The 15011-nt window shown below is 68.3% G+C and carries 15 protein-coding genes; 1 reads left to right on the top strand and 14 read right to left on the bottom strand.

Annotation, left to right across the window (positions count from 1 at the left end; translation table 11 throughout):
* Positions 1-52 precede the first annotated feature (52 nt).
* The 11 genes from ABD371_RS27895 to ABD371_RS27845 all read right to left on the bottom strand — a co-directional run bounded on the left by ABD371_RS27895 (position 53) and on the right by ABD371_RS27845 (position 11309).
* A complete protein-coding gene (locus ABD371_RS27895; RefSeq protein WP_344482695.1) occupies positions 53-1588 on the bottom strand; it encodes an endonuclease/exonuclease/phosphatase family protein in 1536 nt (511 codons plus the stop codon).
* A gap of 173 nt (positions 1589-1761) precedes the next feature.
* Entirely contained in the window at positions 1762-2373 is a 612-nt protein-coding gene (locus tag ABD371_RS27890) for a hypothetical protein (RefSeq protein ID WP_344482692.1), read from the bottom strand.
* A gap of 68 nt (positions 2374-2441) precedes the next feature.
* Entirely contained in the window at positions 2442-2855 is a 414-nt protein-coding gene (locus ABD371_RS27885) for a hypothetical protein (RefSeq protein ID WP_344482689.1), read from the bottom strand.
* 232 nt (positions 2856-3087) lie between these two features.
* Entirely contained in the window at positions 3088-4665 is a 1578-nt protein-coding gene (locus ABD371_RS27880; RefSeq protein WP_344482686.1) for a carbamoyltransferase C-terminal domain-containing protein, read from the bottom strand.
* A 14-nt stretch (positions 4666-4679) separates the two neighbouring features.
* Positions 4680-5516 (bottom strand): histidinol-phosphatase, encoded by an 837-nt coding sequence (gene hisN, locus ABD371_RS27875; protein WP_344482683.1) that lies wholly within the window; start codon positions 5514-5516, stop codon positions 4680-4682.
* Between the two features lie 11 nt (positions 5517-5527).
* Positions 5528-6217 (bottom strand): methyltransferase, encoded by a 690-nt coding sequence (locus tag ABD371_RS27870; RefSeq protein ID WP_344482680.1) that lies wholly within the window; start codon positions 6215-6217, stop codon positions 5528-5530.
* 30 nt (positions 6218-6247) lie between these two features.
* Positions 6248-7546, bottom strand: a complete 1299-nt coding sequence (locus ABD371_RS27865) for a DegT/DnrJ/EryC1/StrS aminotransferase family protein (protein WP_344482677.1) — start codon at positions 7544-7546, stop codon at positions 6248-6250.
* A gap of 126 nt (positions 7547-7672) precedes the next feature.
* Positions 7673-8695, bottom strand: a complete 1023-nt coding sequence (locus ABD371_RS27860) for a Gfo/Idh/MocA family protein (RefSeq protein WP_344482674.1) — start codon at positions 8693-8695, stop codon at positions 7673-7675.
* A gap of 95 nt (positions 8696-8790) precedes the next feature.
* Positions 8791-9276: an NUDIX hydrolase gene (locus ABD371_RS27855; protein ID WP_344482671.1), complete on the bottom strand. Its 486-nt coding sequence runs from the start codon at positions 9274-9276 to the stop codon at positions 8791-8793.
* A 199-nt stretch (positions 9277-9475) separates the two neighbouring features.
* Positions 9476-10321, bottom strand: a complete 846-nt coding sequence (locus tag ABD371_RS27850; RefSeq protein ID WP_344482668.1) for an SAM-dependent methyltransferase — start codon at positions 10319-10321, stop codon at positions 9476-9478.
* Between the two features lie 130 nt (positions 10322-10451).
* Positions 10452-11309 (bottom strand): class I SAM-dependent methyltransferase, encoded by an 858-nt coding sequence (locus ABD371_RS27845; RefSeq protein ID WP_381734892.1) that lies wholly within the window; start codon positions 11307-11309, stop codon positions 10452-10454.
* 253 nt (positions 11310-11562) lie between these two features.
* Between ABD371_RS27845 and ABD371_RS35890 the strand changes: the two genes are divergently transcribed.
* On the top strand, positions 11563-11712 hold the full coding sequence (locus ABD371_RS35890) for an FAD-dependent oxidoreductase (RefSeq protein ID WP_381734894.1): 150 nt from the start codon (positions 11563-11565) through the stop codon (positions 11710-11712).
* Between the two features lie 77 nt (positions 11713-11789).
* Here ABD371_RS35890 and prpB read toward each other — a convergent pair whose 3' ends face one another.
* The 3 genes from prpB to ABD371_RS27830 are packed head-to-tail and all read right to left on the bottom strand — an operon-like array spanning position 11790 to position 14936.
* Entirely contained in the window at positions 11790-12692 is a 903-nt protein-coding gene (gene prpB / locus ABD371_RS27840) for a methylisocitrate lyase (RefSeq protein ID WP_344482662.1), read from the bottom strand.
* A 10-nt stretch (positions 12693-12702) separates the two neighbouring features.
* Positions 12703-14220, bottom strand: coding sequence for an MmgE/PrpD family protein (locus ABD371_RS27835; RefSeq protein WP_344482659.1), 1518 nt, complete (start codon positions 14218-14220; stop codon positions 12703-12705).
* A complete protein-coding gene (locus ABD371_RS27830; protein ID WP_344482656.1) occupies positions 14217-14936 on the bottom strand; it encodes a GntR family transcriptional regulator in 720 nt (239 codons plus the stop codon). Before ABD371_RS27830 ends, ABD371_RS27835 begins: the two co-directional genes overlap by 4 nt.
* Positions 14937-15011 lie beyond the last annotated feature (75 nt).

Genomic DNA, 15011 nt, shown 5'->3' with positions numbered 1-15011 from the left:
CCGGGAGGACCGGCCCTGGTCCGGAACCGGGCATCCCGGACCAGGACCCGTGTCACAGTGCGGGAATCCGGAGGTGGGCCTTGAGCGGGTAGTGGTCGGTCGGCGGGAGGACGATCGGGGGCGGGTTCGGGTTCGTCACATCGCAGGACAGGACGGTCGCGCCGGACGGAGCGAACAGGTAGTCGATTTTGATGCTTCGCCCCTCCAGTGGCTTCGTGGCCCGTCCGTCACGGGGGCGCGCGGTGTCCCGCCCCTCGTCGCACTCCTTGTCCTTCTGGTAGGCGGAGGCCATCACGTCCTTGGGCGTGTCGGGGGAAGCGGAGTCCGGCGGCACAGCGTTGAAGTCGCCGCCGTAGACGGTGCGGTAACCGGCCGGGGTGTACGCATGGACGATCTGCTGCAACAGCGCGGCCTGCTCCTTCCGCTTCGTGCCGTCCGCGTCGTCGGTCGGCAGGCCGGCGCTGAAGTGGGCCGTGCAGAACTGCAGGGCCTGGGCCGGGAGGACAGCGCACAGAGCGGTGCGCTGCTCAATGCGCACCCAAACACCGTCGATGGTCCGGTTCGCAGGCGAGGGCAGGTCGTACGAGGTGTACCAGACGTTGGAGTCCGGTATCGCGAGGCCGATGCCGTAGGCGCCCCGATCCTTCCAGGCCCCCGCAGAACCCGCGTTGTGACAGGTCCTGGCGGCATTCACAGATGAATCGTCGACCGCGTACTTGATGGGCGCGAAGCGTACGCTCCACCCCGTACCGGTCTTGAATTCGAGCTTTGTCTCGATCTCCGATGCTTGGGACTCGCAGATCTCCTGGAGAAAGACGGCTCGATACTGTTGCGCTTCCGTCGTGGAGCCCATCCGGCTGGCGATCTGGTCGCCCAGTTCACCGCCTTCTGTACGGAAGTTTCCGCACTTGTCGTTGTGATTGGCACAGAGATTCCATGACATCACTCGGATGTCGGCCGCCGGAACGGGGGCCGCGGGCTGGGGCCGGGAGCCCTCACTGCCTTGGTTGCTTTCACCCAGAAATTCGAGCTCGAACTTCTCCCAGGACCCCACTGCCGACGCCCGTGCCCGCAGCAGCCCGGCATCGTTCCCGGCGTCCTGCTTCTCGGCGGTCACGTACACGTCCGTGCCGTCGATGCCGGCCTTCTGCGCCCTCAGGGCGTAGTGCCCATCGGGCTGTTTCACCAGCTGGAGCTTCTCCCAACCCCCAACGGTCGTACCCCGGGCACGGAGGAGATTCCGGTGACTGCCCGTGTACCCCCGCTCGGTCGTGACGTAGTTCCCGTTCGCCTCCGATCGCAGGGTGATGGTCTCCCCCTTGTCGTCGGTGTGCAGCGTGAACCTTTCCCAGCTGCCCAAGTCCTCCTTCGAGCCCGACTTGCGGGCGCGCAACATGCCTTCCGTGGCACCACTGTTGTTGACTTCGGCCGACACATACAGGCCGACGCCCACGGACTTGATGGCGTACTTGTCACCGGCTGTGACAGGAACCGGTCGTGGAGCTGCCTGCGCCGAGCCGACCGACATGGCTATCACCGCGAAGAGTGCGGAACACAGCACCACCATGTGGCGCAAAAGCAATTTCATTTTCCCCACTTCGGATCGGAAATGCTGAATCGCGGCACTCTAAAGCATCGACTCGAACGCAAGAAAGACGCGCTGCGCATCTGGTGAACAACTCCCGCGCGAACGGACCGGTGGGGCGTACGGGTGTGCCCGTACGCCCCGGGGCCGGGATCGCTGCTCGCCCGTGTGCGGGGTCAGCTCCGCTGGGCGGGCGCGGGGACGTTCTTGTGTTCGAAGGTGGTGACGAGGGTGTCGAGGACCTGGTTGGCGGCTTGGGTGTTGCCGTCCTTGACGTGGACGAGGGCGAGGCGGCGCATGGCGGCGTTGAGGGTGATGTTGTCGAGTCCTTCGTCGCCGAGGGAGGCGTCGACGGCGGCCGTCAGCTGCTGGACGCTGTCGATGATGTCGGGCGGGCGGAAGCCGTGGCGCAGTTCGCTGTCGCTGAAGGCGAAGGGGAAGCCGCCCCAGACGGCGTTCTGGCCGTTGTCGCCTTTCGGTCCCTGGTAGTTGTCGGGGTAGTTCATCCAGGACAGATCGCTGTATCCCTGGACCTTCCGCTGCGGCACGTCGCGGTACTGGCTTAAGTTGGCGACCATCGCGGCGTGGAGTTCGGCCGTGGACCAGCGCAGGTCCCAGCCGGAGCCGGCGTTGTTGAAGACGTTGCGCACCCCGGCGGGACGGACTTCGAGCCGGGCTTCGGCGAAGGCGGCGGGCACCGTGAGCACCCGGTTGCGGTAGCCGGGCTGGGTGGCGGCCCTGCTGGTGTCGTACGAGTCGAAGGCCGCCGTTCCGGCGATGGAGTCCACTTCGTCGTCGATGGCGCGGAAGTTACGGGGAGACCCGGTTGCCGTCGCCGCTGAGGGTCTGGGTCCATTCATCCCGGTTGAGGTCCCAGATGGCGTACGGCGGCTTGCCGCCGAAGGGGTTCCGGTCGATGAGGAGAGAAGGCGGTGGCGGGCGCGGGCTTGTGGAACTCCACGGTCGGTGCGCTCGCGACGACGGATCCGGGGCTGACCTGCACGGTGGTGGGGGTGCAGCGGAAGGAGTTCTGGTAGACGGGGTTCTGACCGCCGGTGAGGGTGAAGATGTCACCGCTGATCAGCCGGGAGGGGTTGGGTCCCTCCAGGTCGACGCGGAGTTCCAGCCGGGTGGAGGCGTCCTGCCACTCGTACTGGCACGAGAACACCTCCCGGGGCACAGCGATGTACCCGGTCAGCTTCGCCGGCCCTGGGGTGAGCGTGGTCAGAGCCCCCTGCTTCTCCACCCCGGTGGACCAGTTGAGGATCACTCCGTCCGCCCCCTTGATCAGCAGGGACCGGCGGATGCCGCCGGCCGCCGGGGGCAGGGCGAGGATATGGGTGAAGCCGGCCGGGGTCCGTCGAGGAGGAGCAGTTGCGCGCGGTCGAGGCGGACGTACTGGCGCACTTCGCGCCGGGTTTCGTGCGCGACGACTTCGTCGAGGTCGTCAAGGGCTCCCCCTGGGCGGAGTGAGGGGTTCCTCGCCCCAGCTCCGGCGGGTGTCAGCGGGTGGCGCTGTTTCGTGGAGTGATGAAGGTGCCATTCACGACGTATCCGTCCAGTCCGTGGAGTTCGCCGTATGCGATCAGGTCGCTGGTGCGGTTGATGAATCCGCGCCCCGAATGGTTGAGCGAGGTGTTGCAGAGGACGCTGAAACCGGTCAATTCGCCGAATGAGGTCAGGAGGTCGGCCATTTCCGGGTTCACCGTCGGGTCGACGGTCTGGGTGCGAGCCGTTCCGTCGACGTGGGTCACCGCCCGCAGTTCGCCGGACTCGACCTGGCTGAAGTACAGCATGTAGGGATCGGGGACTCCTCCGCCGAACCAGCGGCCCGCGTCCCGCTCCAGACAGATGGGGGCGATGGGGCGGTAGCTCTCGCGTTGCTTGATCTTGTTGAGCCTGACGGTTGTCTCCTCGGTGAAGGGGGCGGCCAGGATCGACCGGTTGCCGAGCGCGCGGGGGCCGATTTCCCAGCGGCCCTGTGCCCAGCCGATGATGTCGCCGTCGCGGAGGTGGCGGGCGACCTCGCCGTAGCTCAGTGGGCGGATTCTGTAGCGTCGCGGGTCGAACTCGATGTCCTCGACGAATTCGCCGCCCGCGTAGACGTCCCAGTCCAGGTCGGCCGAGCCGGTGTAGAAGTGCTGGGCGTCGATGGCGGTCCCGATGGCGGAGCCGCTGTCGTTGGGGCACGGCGGGACGAAGACCGCGGGGAAGAGCCCGCATTCGCGCCAGCGGCGATTCCACTCGCAATTGAGGCCGCAGCCTCCGGAGATGAGCAGGGGGAGGCCCTCTGTCAAATACTGCCTGGCGTATGCGTGGAACCGGTCGAAGATGGCGTTCGACAGCTGGGCGGCGAGGCTTTTGTACGCGTCCGATTCCACACCGATGTTGTGGAAGGGGGAATCGATCATCCGGTTTTTCAGATTGCCGGTGATGACCTCCTTCTGGCCGAGAATGAAGTCGATGACTTCCCGTTCCGCCTGGGTCGCCGGTCGATTCTCGGCGAATCCGGCCAGGGCCATCTGCTTGCCCGCGTCCTGGAAACGGACGAATTCCTGGTGCGGACTGAACTTGGGGTCCGCGAGCGCGAAGCCGTACGAGTACTTGTTGCCCGGGTGGTTGAGGACCTCCTTGAGGTGGGTCACCTTCCCGCTCTCGTCCATGCGGTAGAACGAGCCGATGTTCCCCTCCCACACCAGGCTGTAGAAGGGCTGGTCACGGCGGAGAGCCGACATCCCGTAGGACGTCATGAGGTGGGAGCGCTCATGTGTGGAGGAGAAGGCGCGCACATTTTTCCCGAAGAACCGGCCGGCTTCGTCCGAAATCGCGGACTCGCCCACTCCGAAGTACCCGGCACGCGAGGGCTGGTCGGTGGCCTGGGTCCCCTTGATCCAGCCGCTCATGGCGATGACGTCCGGCTGTTTGTCCAGTCGGTCCGCGGCTACGGCGAACGCCTCGGCGGTGAGGTTGCTGTAGCGGAGGAACGAGTCCTTCTCCGCCTCCAGGGAGAAGAGCAGCCTGCCGTCCTCGACGGCTGCTATCGCCCCGTCATGGCCTTCCTTGAGGGAAAGAATCAGCATGATGGTCCGTTTCTCTATGGTTTTCCCAACTGCCGTTCGGGCAGTGGCGGGGCGAGGGCCGGGGGCGGCTCCGAGAGGGCTTTCAGGGCGAGTTGATGCAGCCGCGGGTTGGCGGACAGCGCGCCGGTGCCGCTCTGGGGCGAGACGCCCAGGAGGTCGGTGCAGACACCGCCGGCTTCCTCCACGAGGATCTGTACGGCGGTGATGTCCCAGGGGTTCACGACCGGTTCGGCCGCGATGTCGAGGGTTCCTTCGGCGACCATGCAGTGCTGGAGGAAGTCCCCGAAGGCGCGGTCCTCCCAGCACGCTTCCGCCAGCCGCAGATATGCCTCACGTGAGTGGAAGACGTCCCAGGTACGGGTGCTGGTGGTGGACAGATAGGCGTCGGCGAGGCGGGTGGCGCCGGAGACCCGCAGCGGCAGGGGGGTGCTGCCGGCCGGCCCGCGCCGGAGCCAGGCCCCCTGCTCGGCCGCCGCCCACCAGCGGCTGTGGAGGGCGGGGGCGCTGATCACACCGACGGTGGGACGGCCGTCCTCCAGCAGGGCGATCAGGGTCGCCCAGACCGGTATCCCGCGCAGGAAGTTCTTGGTGCCGTCGATGGGGTCGACCATCCAGGTTCGCCCGGCCGTGACGGTGCCGCCGGTCTCCTCCCCGGCGAAGGAGTCGTCGGGGCGGGCGGCGCTCAGTGCCTCGCGTACGGCCTTCTCGACGGCGTTGTCCGCGTCGGTCACGGGCGTGCGGTCAGGCTTCTCCTGGATCCGCAGGTCGCGGGCTTGGAAGCGACGGCCGGTGATGTCGTCGGAAAGATCGCTGAGCCGCAGGGCCAGTTCGAGATCGGCGTGGTGCGACATGGAGCGCCGGATCACTTCGTGCGTAGTTCGAGCATGTGGTACTCCATGACCCGTACTTCCTCGATCCGGCGTACGCGGCGCAGCAGTTCGACCCGCATCCCGGCTTCCTCGGCGAAGGCGTCGAGCCGTTCGCGGTCCCCCAGGTCGGCTGTGCCCAACAGCAGTCTGCCGCCGTCGGCCAGATGCTCATGAGCGCCGGCGATGTACCGGGCCTGGCCCCGGTAGCCGGGGTCGAAGACGGCGGAGTGCAGATCGGTGGAGAGTGAGAAGTCGTCCTCCACATAGGTCCAGGGCACGTTCCAGAAGATGGTGTCGAAGCGCTCCGTGGACTCCAGCGCCGTGTACATGTCGCTGTGGAGGACGCGTACCCGGTCGCTCACTCCGTGCCGCTCGGCGTTGGCGGCCGTGTTGGCCACGGCCTTCTCATTGATGTCCAGGGCGGTGACGGAGGCACAGCCGGCCAGCGCGGCGGTCACGGAGATGACGCCCGTGCCGCAGCCGATCTCCAGGAAGGAGCCGCCCCGGGGATAGGGCACGATCGAGGCCATCACCTCGGTGGCGGCGCTCAGGGTGCCGGGGAAGACGCCTCGGTGCAGGGTCCATTCCCGTCCCAGCAGGGTGAAGGAGTCCGGCAGGTCGTCACCCGCGAGGGCGTGCCGCAGGACCTGGGCCACCGCCTCGGGGGACTCCTTGAAAGTCATGGTCTCTCCCTACCTCTTCGGTGGTGTCGGTCATCGGGACGGGTCGGCCGCGTACCGCACGAGCGCTTCGCGGTGACGACCGATCTTGCGGAAGGCTTCGGCGTACTGGTCGATGAGCTTCGTGTCCTCGGGCCAGTTGGTGAAGGTGGGCAGGGACAGCGCGTGCTGCTCGACGTGTTCGGCGTGTTCGGCGTGCGAGCCGGTCTCCGGTGTGACGCCCTTCTTGGGCGTTCCGGGGAAGAGGGGGTTGTCCGGGCGGGCGTAGAGCGGCAGGGTCGACAGCCGGGGGCCGGAGGGGGCGCCCACTTCCATGCCCTCGGCGCGCAGCGCCTCGATGAGCACCGAGCGAGGGACCCCGCCCAGCGCCTGGGGCCGGTAGAGCGGTTTGTAGCCGTACCAGGCCCCCATGTCGACGTGGTCGGCGGTGTGCACCGGCTCCAGATAGGTCACGTCGCCGAGTCGCTCGCCGAAGTGGCGCAGGCAGCGGTGCCGGGCCTCCTTGCGCGCCGGGAACGCCGCGAGCGCGTGCCGGGCGACGATGGCGTTGAACGGCGACATGCGCAGCTTGAGCCCGAAGCCGGTGACCCAGTGCGCGCGCAGGTCCTCGTCGAGGACGGTGTCCCGGGAGCGGTCCCGGTAGTGCCCGAGGAGGGTGGCGCGGTCGTGCACCTGGGAGTCGCTCGTGACGAGGATGCCGCCCTCCCCCGCGTAGACGGCCTTGTTGGCCTGGAGGGAGAAGACCGCGGCGTCGCCGAAGGTGCCGACGGGCCTGCCCTTGTAGCGGCTGCCGTGGGCGTGGGAGCAGTCCTCCAGTACGCGCAGTCCGTGGCGCTCGGCGATCCGCAGGATCGCGTCCATGTCGCAGGGGTGGCCCCACTGGTGGACGACCGTGATGACCTTGGTGCGCTCGGTGAGCGCGGCTTGAAGTGCTGTGGGGTCCAGACCGCGGGTGTCGGGGTCGATGTCGGCCAGGACCACGTCGCCGCGGAGGGCGAAGACGGGGCTCAGTGCCGCGTGGTAGGTGAGTGCCGGTCCCACGACGTCCACACCTTCGCGTACGCCGAGTGCGAAGTAGGCGGCGAGGAGGGCGCTGGTGCCGGAGTTGAAGGTGACCGCGAAGCGGGCTCCGCCGTCCAGAAACGCGAGGAAGTCGGCCTCGAGCCGGCCGATGGGGCCGCTGTTGCCCTTGATGGAGATGTCGGTGTTCCGCTGCCCGGCGAGTTCGGACAGCTCCGCCTCGTCGGCGGGAGGCGGCCAGATCTCGTGCGGCAGCGGCTGCTCGATGGCGGGTGCGCCTCCGAGGAGGGCGAGTTGTTCGGCGCTGGTCATGTGCCCTTCCTGCTTTCGCGGGTGGGTTCGGGATCGGCGCGTCGGGCCCGGTCGGCGCGCGCACGGCGAGCACGGCCAACGGCTTGGGCGAGCGCGCGGCCATCGCCGTACGGGAGGGCGGCGGCGTCAGGCGCACCGGCGGGCGAGTTCGCTCCGCGCGCGTAATCGGTCCCGGTAGATCCTGTCGATCGTGCGTACGACGGTGAGTTGACGCTGAAGGTGGCCCTGGCGGTAGTCGCGGTCGTCCAGGTGCGCCAGATGGTGGGCGATCATGGAACGGACGGTGTCGGTCTTGGGGCCTTCCCGGGTGCGGCGCTCCAGGGGCAGCCCTCCGACGGAGTGCAGTACGGCGATCCCCGGGGCGACGTTCAGCGCGCCCTCCGTGCCGAGCACGCAGAGGTGTTCGACCTTCTCGTAGTTGTGGCGTGAGATGCGCAGCGATCCCATCAGTCCCGTTGAGGGATAGCTGCACATGAGGCTGACGAGATCCTCCAGTCGGCGATCCCGCATCTCCTGGTAGTGGTGCACGAAGGCGGAGTTCACCCGGGGCGGCTCGGGCCCGGGGAACATTCCGCTGAGCACATCGATGAGGTGGTAGCCCATGTCGAGGAGCACACCGCCCATGGCCTGCGCCCGGGAGGCGCGCCAACCCGTGGTCGGATGAGCCAGGTTGAAGTGGTAGTCGTAGGAGAACCAGTAGGGCTCCCCGATCCGCGCGAGGTTTTCCCGGGCGAACCGGAACACGGGGTCGAAGTTGCGTTGCAGCAAGGTGAAGACGCTGCGGTCGGCCCGTTGTGCCAGGTGTATCAGTTGCCGGGCTTCCTGTTCGGTGACGGCGAACGGCTTCTCCTTGATGACGTGCCTGCCGTGCGCCAGGAGTTTCGCGCAGACCGGGAAGTGCTCACTGTGCGGCACGGTGACCAGCGCGGCGTCGAAGTCGACTCTTTCGAGTGCCTCACCGAGGTGACCGTAATACGGGAATCCCCACTCCTCGGCGAGCGATGAGGCCGCCGGGGCGGGGTCGACCCCGCCGACGACATCCGCGCTCTCCCGTATGATCGGCAGATACTCTTTTCCTTGGTGTCCGGCAAATCCGACCACCAGTACTCGCGATCGCGGGCGCACATTCTCCAGTCTGTCGCCGGGCATACGGAATACCCCCCTCACCGAATATTGTTCGAGGATTGCTCGGGCAGCCGGGAAAGCTCGTGGAGATCCCCATCAAAATCTTGGCCGCAGGCGGTTCAGAGCACGCTTCGGCTCTTCCCTGAAGAATCGGCGAGCCAGACGTGTGCCGCGGTCACGATGTCCTTGATGAAGGCGCTTCCACTGCGCTCCGCGTTCTCGTCGAGCAGCGAGATTCCCTCGGCCGCCACCCAGGCGAACTCGGTGTGTTTGCCCTGTTCGAGTTCGGGCGACGAGAGGTCCCCGTCCACCTCGACGACATAGTCCGACTCGATGTGCCGCAGTCCGTTCGCCGTCCACTCCTCGTGCGCCACCCGGGCGAGAACGCGGCGCAGTCGCCATCCGGTCTCCTCCGCTATCTCCCTGTGGAGCGCGCCCAGGAGGGTCTCCCCCCTCTCCACGGCTCCGCCGACGACGTCCCAGCACTCGGGGAAGAGGCGTCGGCCGGCCGAGCGGCGCTGGACGAAGATCCGGTCGTACGGGTCTCGGATCAGCGCGCCGACCATCAGTCGGGGTTCGGCCGTCCCGGCCATGTCAGCCGCCAACGGGTAAGCGGGTCATCATTCCCCCATTTCACCTGCACATAAAATTCACATGTGCCATACATCGGGTAAAATGTTAAAGCGGTCCGCATTGCTGCCGGCTCTCGATTTTTATCGTACCTGGATTTCCGCCTTATACCACCTCCACCCTATGAGGAACATGTGTTCATACAAGGCTCCCGATCTCCGGGCGGCCCTTCGTTCACGGGCGGCGCGCGATCAGGAAGGCGTAGCCGATCTGCGGGAGCGCGCCGAATCGGGGAAGGGAGCGGGTGAAGCTGAAGAATTCGTGATGGGGGTCGTCGGCAGAAGGCGCGACACCGTCGAAGGCATCGGCGAACGCCTGGTAGGTGCGCCGGACATGCTCTCCGATGTCGTTGAACTCCACCACCTCCAGACCGGCGCGGTCGAGGGCGGCGCGGAGCTCCGCCGGTTCGGGCAGCGAGGGGGACTTGAACGCGCGGCACGTCCGGCGGACCAGATCCGCGGCGTCCCCGGTCACCGGCGACCGGAGCAGCACATCGGTGATGACCAGCGGGCTACCGGGTCGCAGGGTCCGGGCGATCTCGGTGAGGGCGGCGGTCCGATCACTGATGTGCATCATGGACTCGATCGCCCAGGCACCGTCGAAGGACGCGGTTTCGAAGGGCAGCTCACAGGCGTCCGCGTACCGGAAGTCCACCCGGTCGGCCAGCTCCGTGGCATCCGCCCGGGTTCTGGCGAGTTCGACGTCCTCTTCGCTGACCGAGATTCCCGACACACGGGCACCGGTGGCCCGGGCGATGCGCAGCGCGGGCCGTCCTGTTCCGCAGCCGACGTCCAGCAGACGTCTGCCGGGTACGGCCGCCAGCCGCTCCGCCACGAGGTCGGTGAGCCGGTCGGTGGCGCGGTCGAGCGAGCGGTCGTCCGCGGGGCTGTCCCAGTACCCGACGTGGATGTTCCCGTCGACGGCCGCACCGTCCGCGGTCTCGGGCCGCGCGCCGGAGAGCCGGCCCGCGTCCAGTGCCGACGGGGCGGTGTGGTGGACGGGTGGCGGGTCGTCGGTCATCGTCGTCTCCCGAGCACGAGGGGTGCGTGGAACGCGGATCCGGTGTGATCCCGCGCCACACGCCACTGATGGACGCCGTTCCCGTGCGGGGGGGGCGCGCCGGGCCGGAGCGTCCCACGACGCCGATCCCTCAACCGGTCTGATCGACAAGGTGTCCCCGTTCCGTTCCCGGGTCCGCGGGCAGAACGCCCCACATGCCGATCATCGCGTGCGCCACATCGACGAACTCGGGACGCTCCAGGTGGGCGAGGGCGGCCACGGCATCGGCCTCCGGCAGAATCCCCAGCCGGTCCATCACCGGCACGAGATCGGCGACCGAGTGCCGCCACGCGGCCCCCGCCGCATTGCCCGAGGTCAGCGTGGAGCAGTGGACGCGCACTCCGACCCGTACGAGGCCTCGCCCGAGGAGCGGGGCCGGAAACGATCGCGCCCATGCCTCCACATCGCTGCCGATCGCCCTGGCCAGGGTGGCGACGACCGCGCCGCCCAGACGTCGTACGACCGGGTCGGCCGAGGAGGCGGCGGGAAAGAAGGAGGGGTCCTCGACATAGATCCGTCCGCCCGGCCGCAGCCAGGACACCATCCTGGCCAGCACCGCGTCCCGCTCGCCCACATGGCACAGGACGCTGCGGGCGACGATGAGATCGAAGGTCCCGGCGGGGAAATCCTCGGTGCGCACATCGTGCCGGAGGACGCGCAGAGCCGGGTGCTGGAGTCCCGCCATGAACCGGATGTCGGTATCAGTGGCCGTGACCTCGCCCCCCGAGGACCGCTCGGCGAGCCAGAGCGCGACCGTCCCGGCACCCGCCCCGATCTCCAGGCACCGGGCCCTCGGCCGCAACCCCCATCGCGAAAGGTCGGCCCTTGTCGCGGGATCGCACACGGCCGCCAGAGCCTTGAGCCGATGCAACCGCGAAGGGCATTCAAAAGCGAATACCTCCTCCCCGTAATCAGAGTATTCGCTTTCGGGCAGGGGTCTCTCCTGCATCCGGCACTTCCTTCCGGCGGAAAGGAACACACGTCCGGTGCTTGACGACTGATTCCGTGCACCGGCGCGGCAGGGTAAGCAGTCGGTACGCCCGTGCGGAGTGGCCCCGTTGAAAGCCGCCACTTCTCCTGGTCGCTCACCATCGATTGCACCAGCGAGGCCGGTCGGTGTCAACGGCCCGTACCCGCTGGCGAGATGGGGTTCACCTGACAATGTCTCGCATATATTCATCTGATCGGGAGACGCCCGGACAATGGAGCGGGTAAATACGAAGAACGTCATCGTCATCGGCTCCGGGATCGCGGGAACAGCTTCCGCTTTCCGGCTGTGGCAGTCCGGTTACCACGTCACCCTGCTCGGACGGCGATCCAATCCGAGGGCACTCCGCCCCCCTGGTGCGTGACCTGGGGGCGGCGCGCGGGCTGCTGCGCCGACTCGGCCAGGTCACCTGGGAGGGCGGCGGCGAGGCCGGGCGATCGATCAGTCGTCCTCCAGGCGGAAGTTGAAGACGGAGGAGTCGAAGCCGCTGTAGCTCTCGTAGTCCAGGAGGTCGTACAGGTCGCGGCGGTGCTGCATCTCGTCGAGCCGGTCCGTCAGGGAGCCCTGGTCGAGCAGTGTGCTCAGGCCGCGGTCCGCGGCTCCCATGGCCATGCGCAGCAGGGACACGGGCCAGATCACGATGTTGACGCCGGCGTCGCTGAGCTGGTCGGGGGTGAAGAGGTCGCTCTTGCCGAACTCGGTCATGTTCGCGAGGAGCGGCACGTCGATCGCGGCGCGCACGCGGGCGAATTCGTCCAGGGTGCGCAGTGCCTCCGGGAAGATGGCGTCCGCTCCGGCGTCCACCAGTCGCCGGGCCCGGTCGATCGTCGCCCGGAGTCCTTCGGACGCACGGATGTCGGTGCGGGCCACGATGAGGAAGTCGGGGTCGCGCCGGGCGTCGACGGCCGCGCGGATCCGCCGTACCGCCGTTTCGGCGTCGACGACCTGTTTGCCGTCGAGGTGGCCGCAGCGTTTGGGGTTCACCTGGTCTTCGATGTGGAGCCCGGCGAGGCCGGCGTCCTCGAGTTCCTGGACGGTGCGTGCGACGTTCATCGGCTCGCCGAATCCCGTGTCGGCGTCGGCGAGTGTGGGCAGGTCGGTGACGCGGGTGATCTGGCGGGTGCGGCCGGCGACTTCGGTGAGTGTCGTCAGTCCGATGTCGGGGAGGCCGAGGTCGGCGCTGAGGACCGCTCCCGAGACGTAGACGCCGTCGAAGCCGCGGCGTTCGATGAGCCGTGCCGAGAGCGGGTTGAAGGCACCGGGCATGCGCAGCAGTTCGCCGGAGTCCAGACGCCGGCGGAAGTCCCGGCGTTTGTCCGTGTCGGTCCGTGTGGTGTACAGCATCTGCGGCTCCTCAGAAGATTCCGGGGCGGGCGGCGGGCGGCAGCTGTCCCGCGCGGGCGACGAAGGTGAGGTCGCGGACCTCGTTCGCCGTGAGTTCCGGGAGCCGCAGCGCCAGGTCGAGGAACCGCCGTACCTCGGTCTCGCCCAGTACGGGGGTCGCGAGGGTGCGGAACTTCTCGACGTAGTTCTCGCGGGTGAAGGGGCGGGCGCCGGCGGGGTGCGCGTCGGCGACGGCGATCTCGTCCTCGACGGTCCGGCCGTCGAGGAGGGTCACGACGATACGGCCGCCGTACGACTGGCGGTCGCCGCCCGCGTGGTAGCGGTCCGTCCACACCGGGTCCTCGACGGTGGTGATCTTCTGCCACAGCGCGACGGTGTCGGGCCGCGACGCGCGCTCGGGGGCGTAGGAGTCGACGTGGTGCCAGCGCCCGTCCTGGAGTGCGACGGCGAGGATGTAGGGAAGCGAGTGGTCGAGGGTCTCGCGCGAGGCGTCGGGGTCGTACTTCTGGGGGTCGTTCGCGCCCGAGCCGATGACGTGGTGGGTGTGGTGGGAGGTGTGGACCACGATGCTCGCGACCTTGGCCGGGTCCGCCGTGTCGGGGTGTTCGCGCAGGAGCTTGCGTGCGAGGTCGATCCAGGCCTGGGCCTGGTACTCCGCGGAGTGCTCCTTGGTGTAGCTGAGGAGGATCGCCTCCTTGGGCTCACCGGGGGTGGGGAGCGGCACCTCGTACCGGCCTTCCGGGCCGTCGAGCAGCCAGGCGATGACGCCGTCCTCGCCCTCGTAGATCGGGGCCGGGCTGGTCTCTCCGCGCATCGCCCGGTCCACGGCCTCGACCGCGAGCTTGCCGGCGAACCCGGGCGCGTACGCCTTCCACGACGAGATCTCGCCCTTGCGGGACTGGCGGGTCGTGGTCGTGGTGTGCAGTGCCTGGCCGATGGCCTGGTGGATCACCTCGGTGGACAGGCCGAGCAGGGTTCCGATGCCCGCCGCGGCCGACGGGCCGAGGTGGGCGATGTGGTCGATCTTGTGCTTGTGCAGGCTGATGGCGCGCACCAGGTCGATCTGGAGCTCGTAGCCCGTCGCGATACCGCGTATGAGCGCGTGCCCGTCCTTGCCCGTGTGCTGGGCGACGGCGAGGACCGACGGGATGTTGTCGCCGGGGTGCGAGTAGTCGGCGGCGAGGAAGGTGTCGTGGTAGTCGAGTTCACGGACGGCGACCCCGTTGGCGTAGGCGGCCCACTCGGGGCTGGTCCGGGTGTCCTGTCCCAGTCCGAAGAGCGTCGAGCCCGCGCCGCCGCGGCTCGGCGTGTGCGACAGCGCCTGTGCGCGCGCCGACGACGGGGCGGCGCGGCCGACGGAGGCGGCGGCGACGGCGGCGTTGTCGATGAAGCGGTTGACGATCATCTCGGCGGCGGAGTCGGTGACCTCGACCGGGTCCGTGGCCACCTGTGCCATCTTCCAGGCCAGCTGCTCCTCGCGGGGAAGGTTCTCCTCGCTGCGGTGGGACCGGACGGGGTGGTTCTTCATCGGGGCGTCTCCGTTGCTGTGGTGGGGTGTTGCCCTTCGGGCGCGTCGCTCTCGGCGGGACGCCAGGAGTGGCGGAAGTGTTCGACGCTGTTGTGCAGGTGGATGTGTGTGGCGTGGAGGGCGAGCGCGGCGTCGCGGCGGGAAATGGCCCGCGCGATGAGCGCGTGCTCCGAGGCGGACGCTTCGAGCCTGCTCTGGGAGTGGCCGGCCATGCGGCGCACACGGGCGACATGGCCCCGCAGGTTCTCCATCGCGTCGACGAGGAAGGAGTTGTCCGTCGCCTTGTTGACGGCCTGGTCGAAGCGCCGGATGAGCGCGAAGTAGTCGCTCACCTGCTCTTCGGAGACCGCGGGGCCGCGTAAGAGGTCGTGCCACCGTGTGAAGTTGTCCTCGAACGCCGCGAAGACGGCGGGTTCGCCCCGCGCGGCGGCGAGTTGGGCGGCCTGGGCCTCGAGGCAGGAACGCAGCTCGAAGAGGCTGCGCACATCGCGGTCGTCGACCTGGGTGACCACGACGCCTCGCTTCCCCGAGGGCTCGGCGAGGCCTTCCGCGACAAGTCGGCTCAGGGCTTCGCGCACCGGTGTGCGGGAGACTCCCAGACGGTCGGACTGCTCCACCTCCAGGAGGGGGGCGCCCGCCGGCAGAACGCCGTCGAGGATCTCCGACCGCAATTGCGCGTAGGCACGTCCCGCAGCAGTGGGGGGAGTGGTCAGCATGGGCGCAGTGTATACACGAGCTGGATCGTTGGTCACGAGTGAGCCGCGAAATGTGCGTTGACCCTTGTGGGCGCC

This window comes from Streptomyces amakusaensis, from assembly GCF_039532665.1.
GTDB lineage: Bacteria > Actinomycetota > Actinomycetes > Streptomycetales > Streptomycetaceae > Streptomyces > Streptomyces amakusaensis.
Note: the sequence above shows the minus strand (reverse complement) of the source record. Positions and strands in the feature narration are given on the sequence as shown.

Coding starts and splice junctions, on each gene's coding strand:
- ABD371_RS27880 (WP_344482686.1), bottom strand. CDS start 4,665: ATGCTGATTCTTTCCCTCAAGGAAGGCCATGACGGGGCGATAGCAGCC.
- ABD371_RS35890 (WP_381734894.1), top strand. CDS start 11,563: ATGGAGCGGGTAAATACGAAGAACGTCATCGTCATCGGCTCCGGGATC.
- ABD371_RS27860 (WP_344482674.1), bottom strand. CDS start 8,695: ATGCCCGGCGACAGACTGGAGAATGTGCGCCCGCGATCGCGAGTACTG.
- hisN (WP_344482683.1), bottom strand. CDS start 5,516: ATGTCGCACCACGCCGATCTCGAACTGGCCCTGCGGCTCAGCGATCTT.
- ABD371_RS27865 (WP_344482677.1), bottom strand. CDS start 7,546: ATGACCAGCGCCGAACAACTCGCCCTCCTCGGAGGCGCACCCGCCATC.
- ABD371_RS27870 (WP_344482680.1), bottom strand. CDS start 6,217: ATGACTTTCAAGGAGTCCCCCGAGGCGGTGGCCCAGGTCCTGCGGCAC.
- ABD371_RS27830 (WP_344482656.1), bottom strand. CDS start 14,936: ATGCTGACCACTCCCCCCACTGCTGCGGGACGTGCCTACGCGCAATTG.
- prpB (WP_344482662.1), bottom strand. CDS start 12,692: ATGCTGTACACCACACGGACCGACACGGACAAACGCCGGGACTTCCGC.
- ABD371_RS27850 (WP_344482668.1), bottom strand. CDS start 10,321: ATGACCGACGACCCGCCACCCGTCCACCACACCGCCCCGTCGGCACTG.
- ABD371_RS27845 (WP_381734892.1), bottom strand. CDS start 11,309: ATGCAGGAGAGACCCCTGCCCGAAAGCGAATACTCTGATTACGGGGAG.
- ABD371_RS27895 (WP_344482695.1), bottom strand. CDS start 1,588: ATGAAATTGCTTTTGCGCCACATGGTGGTGCTGTGTTCCGCACTCTTC.
- ABD371_RS27835 (WP_344482659.1), bottom strand. CDS start 14,220: ATGAAGAACCACCCCGTCCGGTCCCACCGCAGCGAGGAGAACCTTCCC.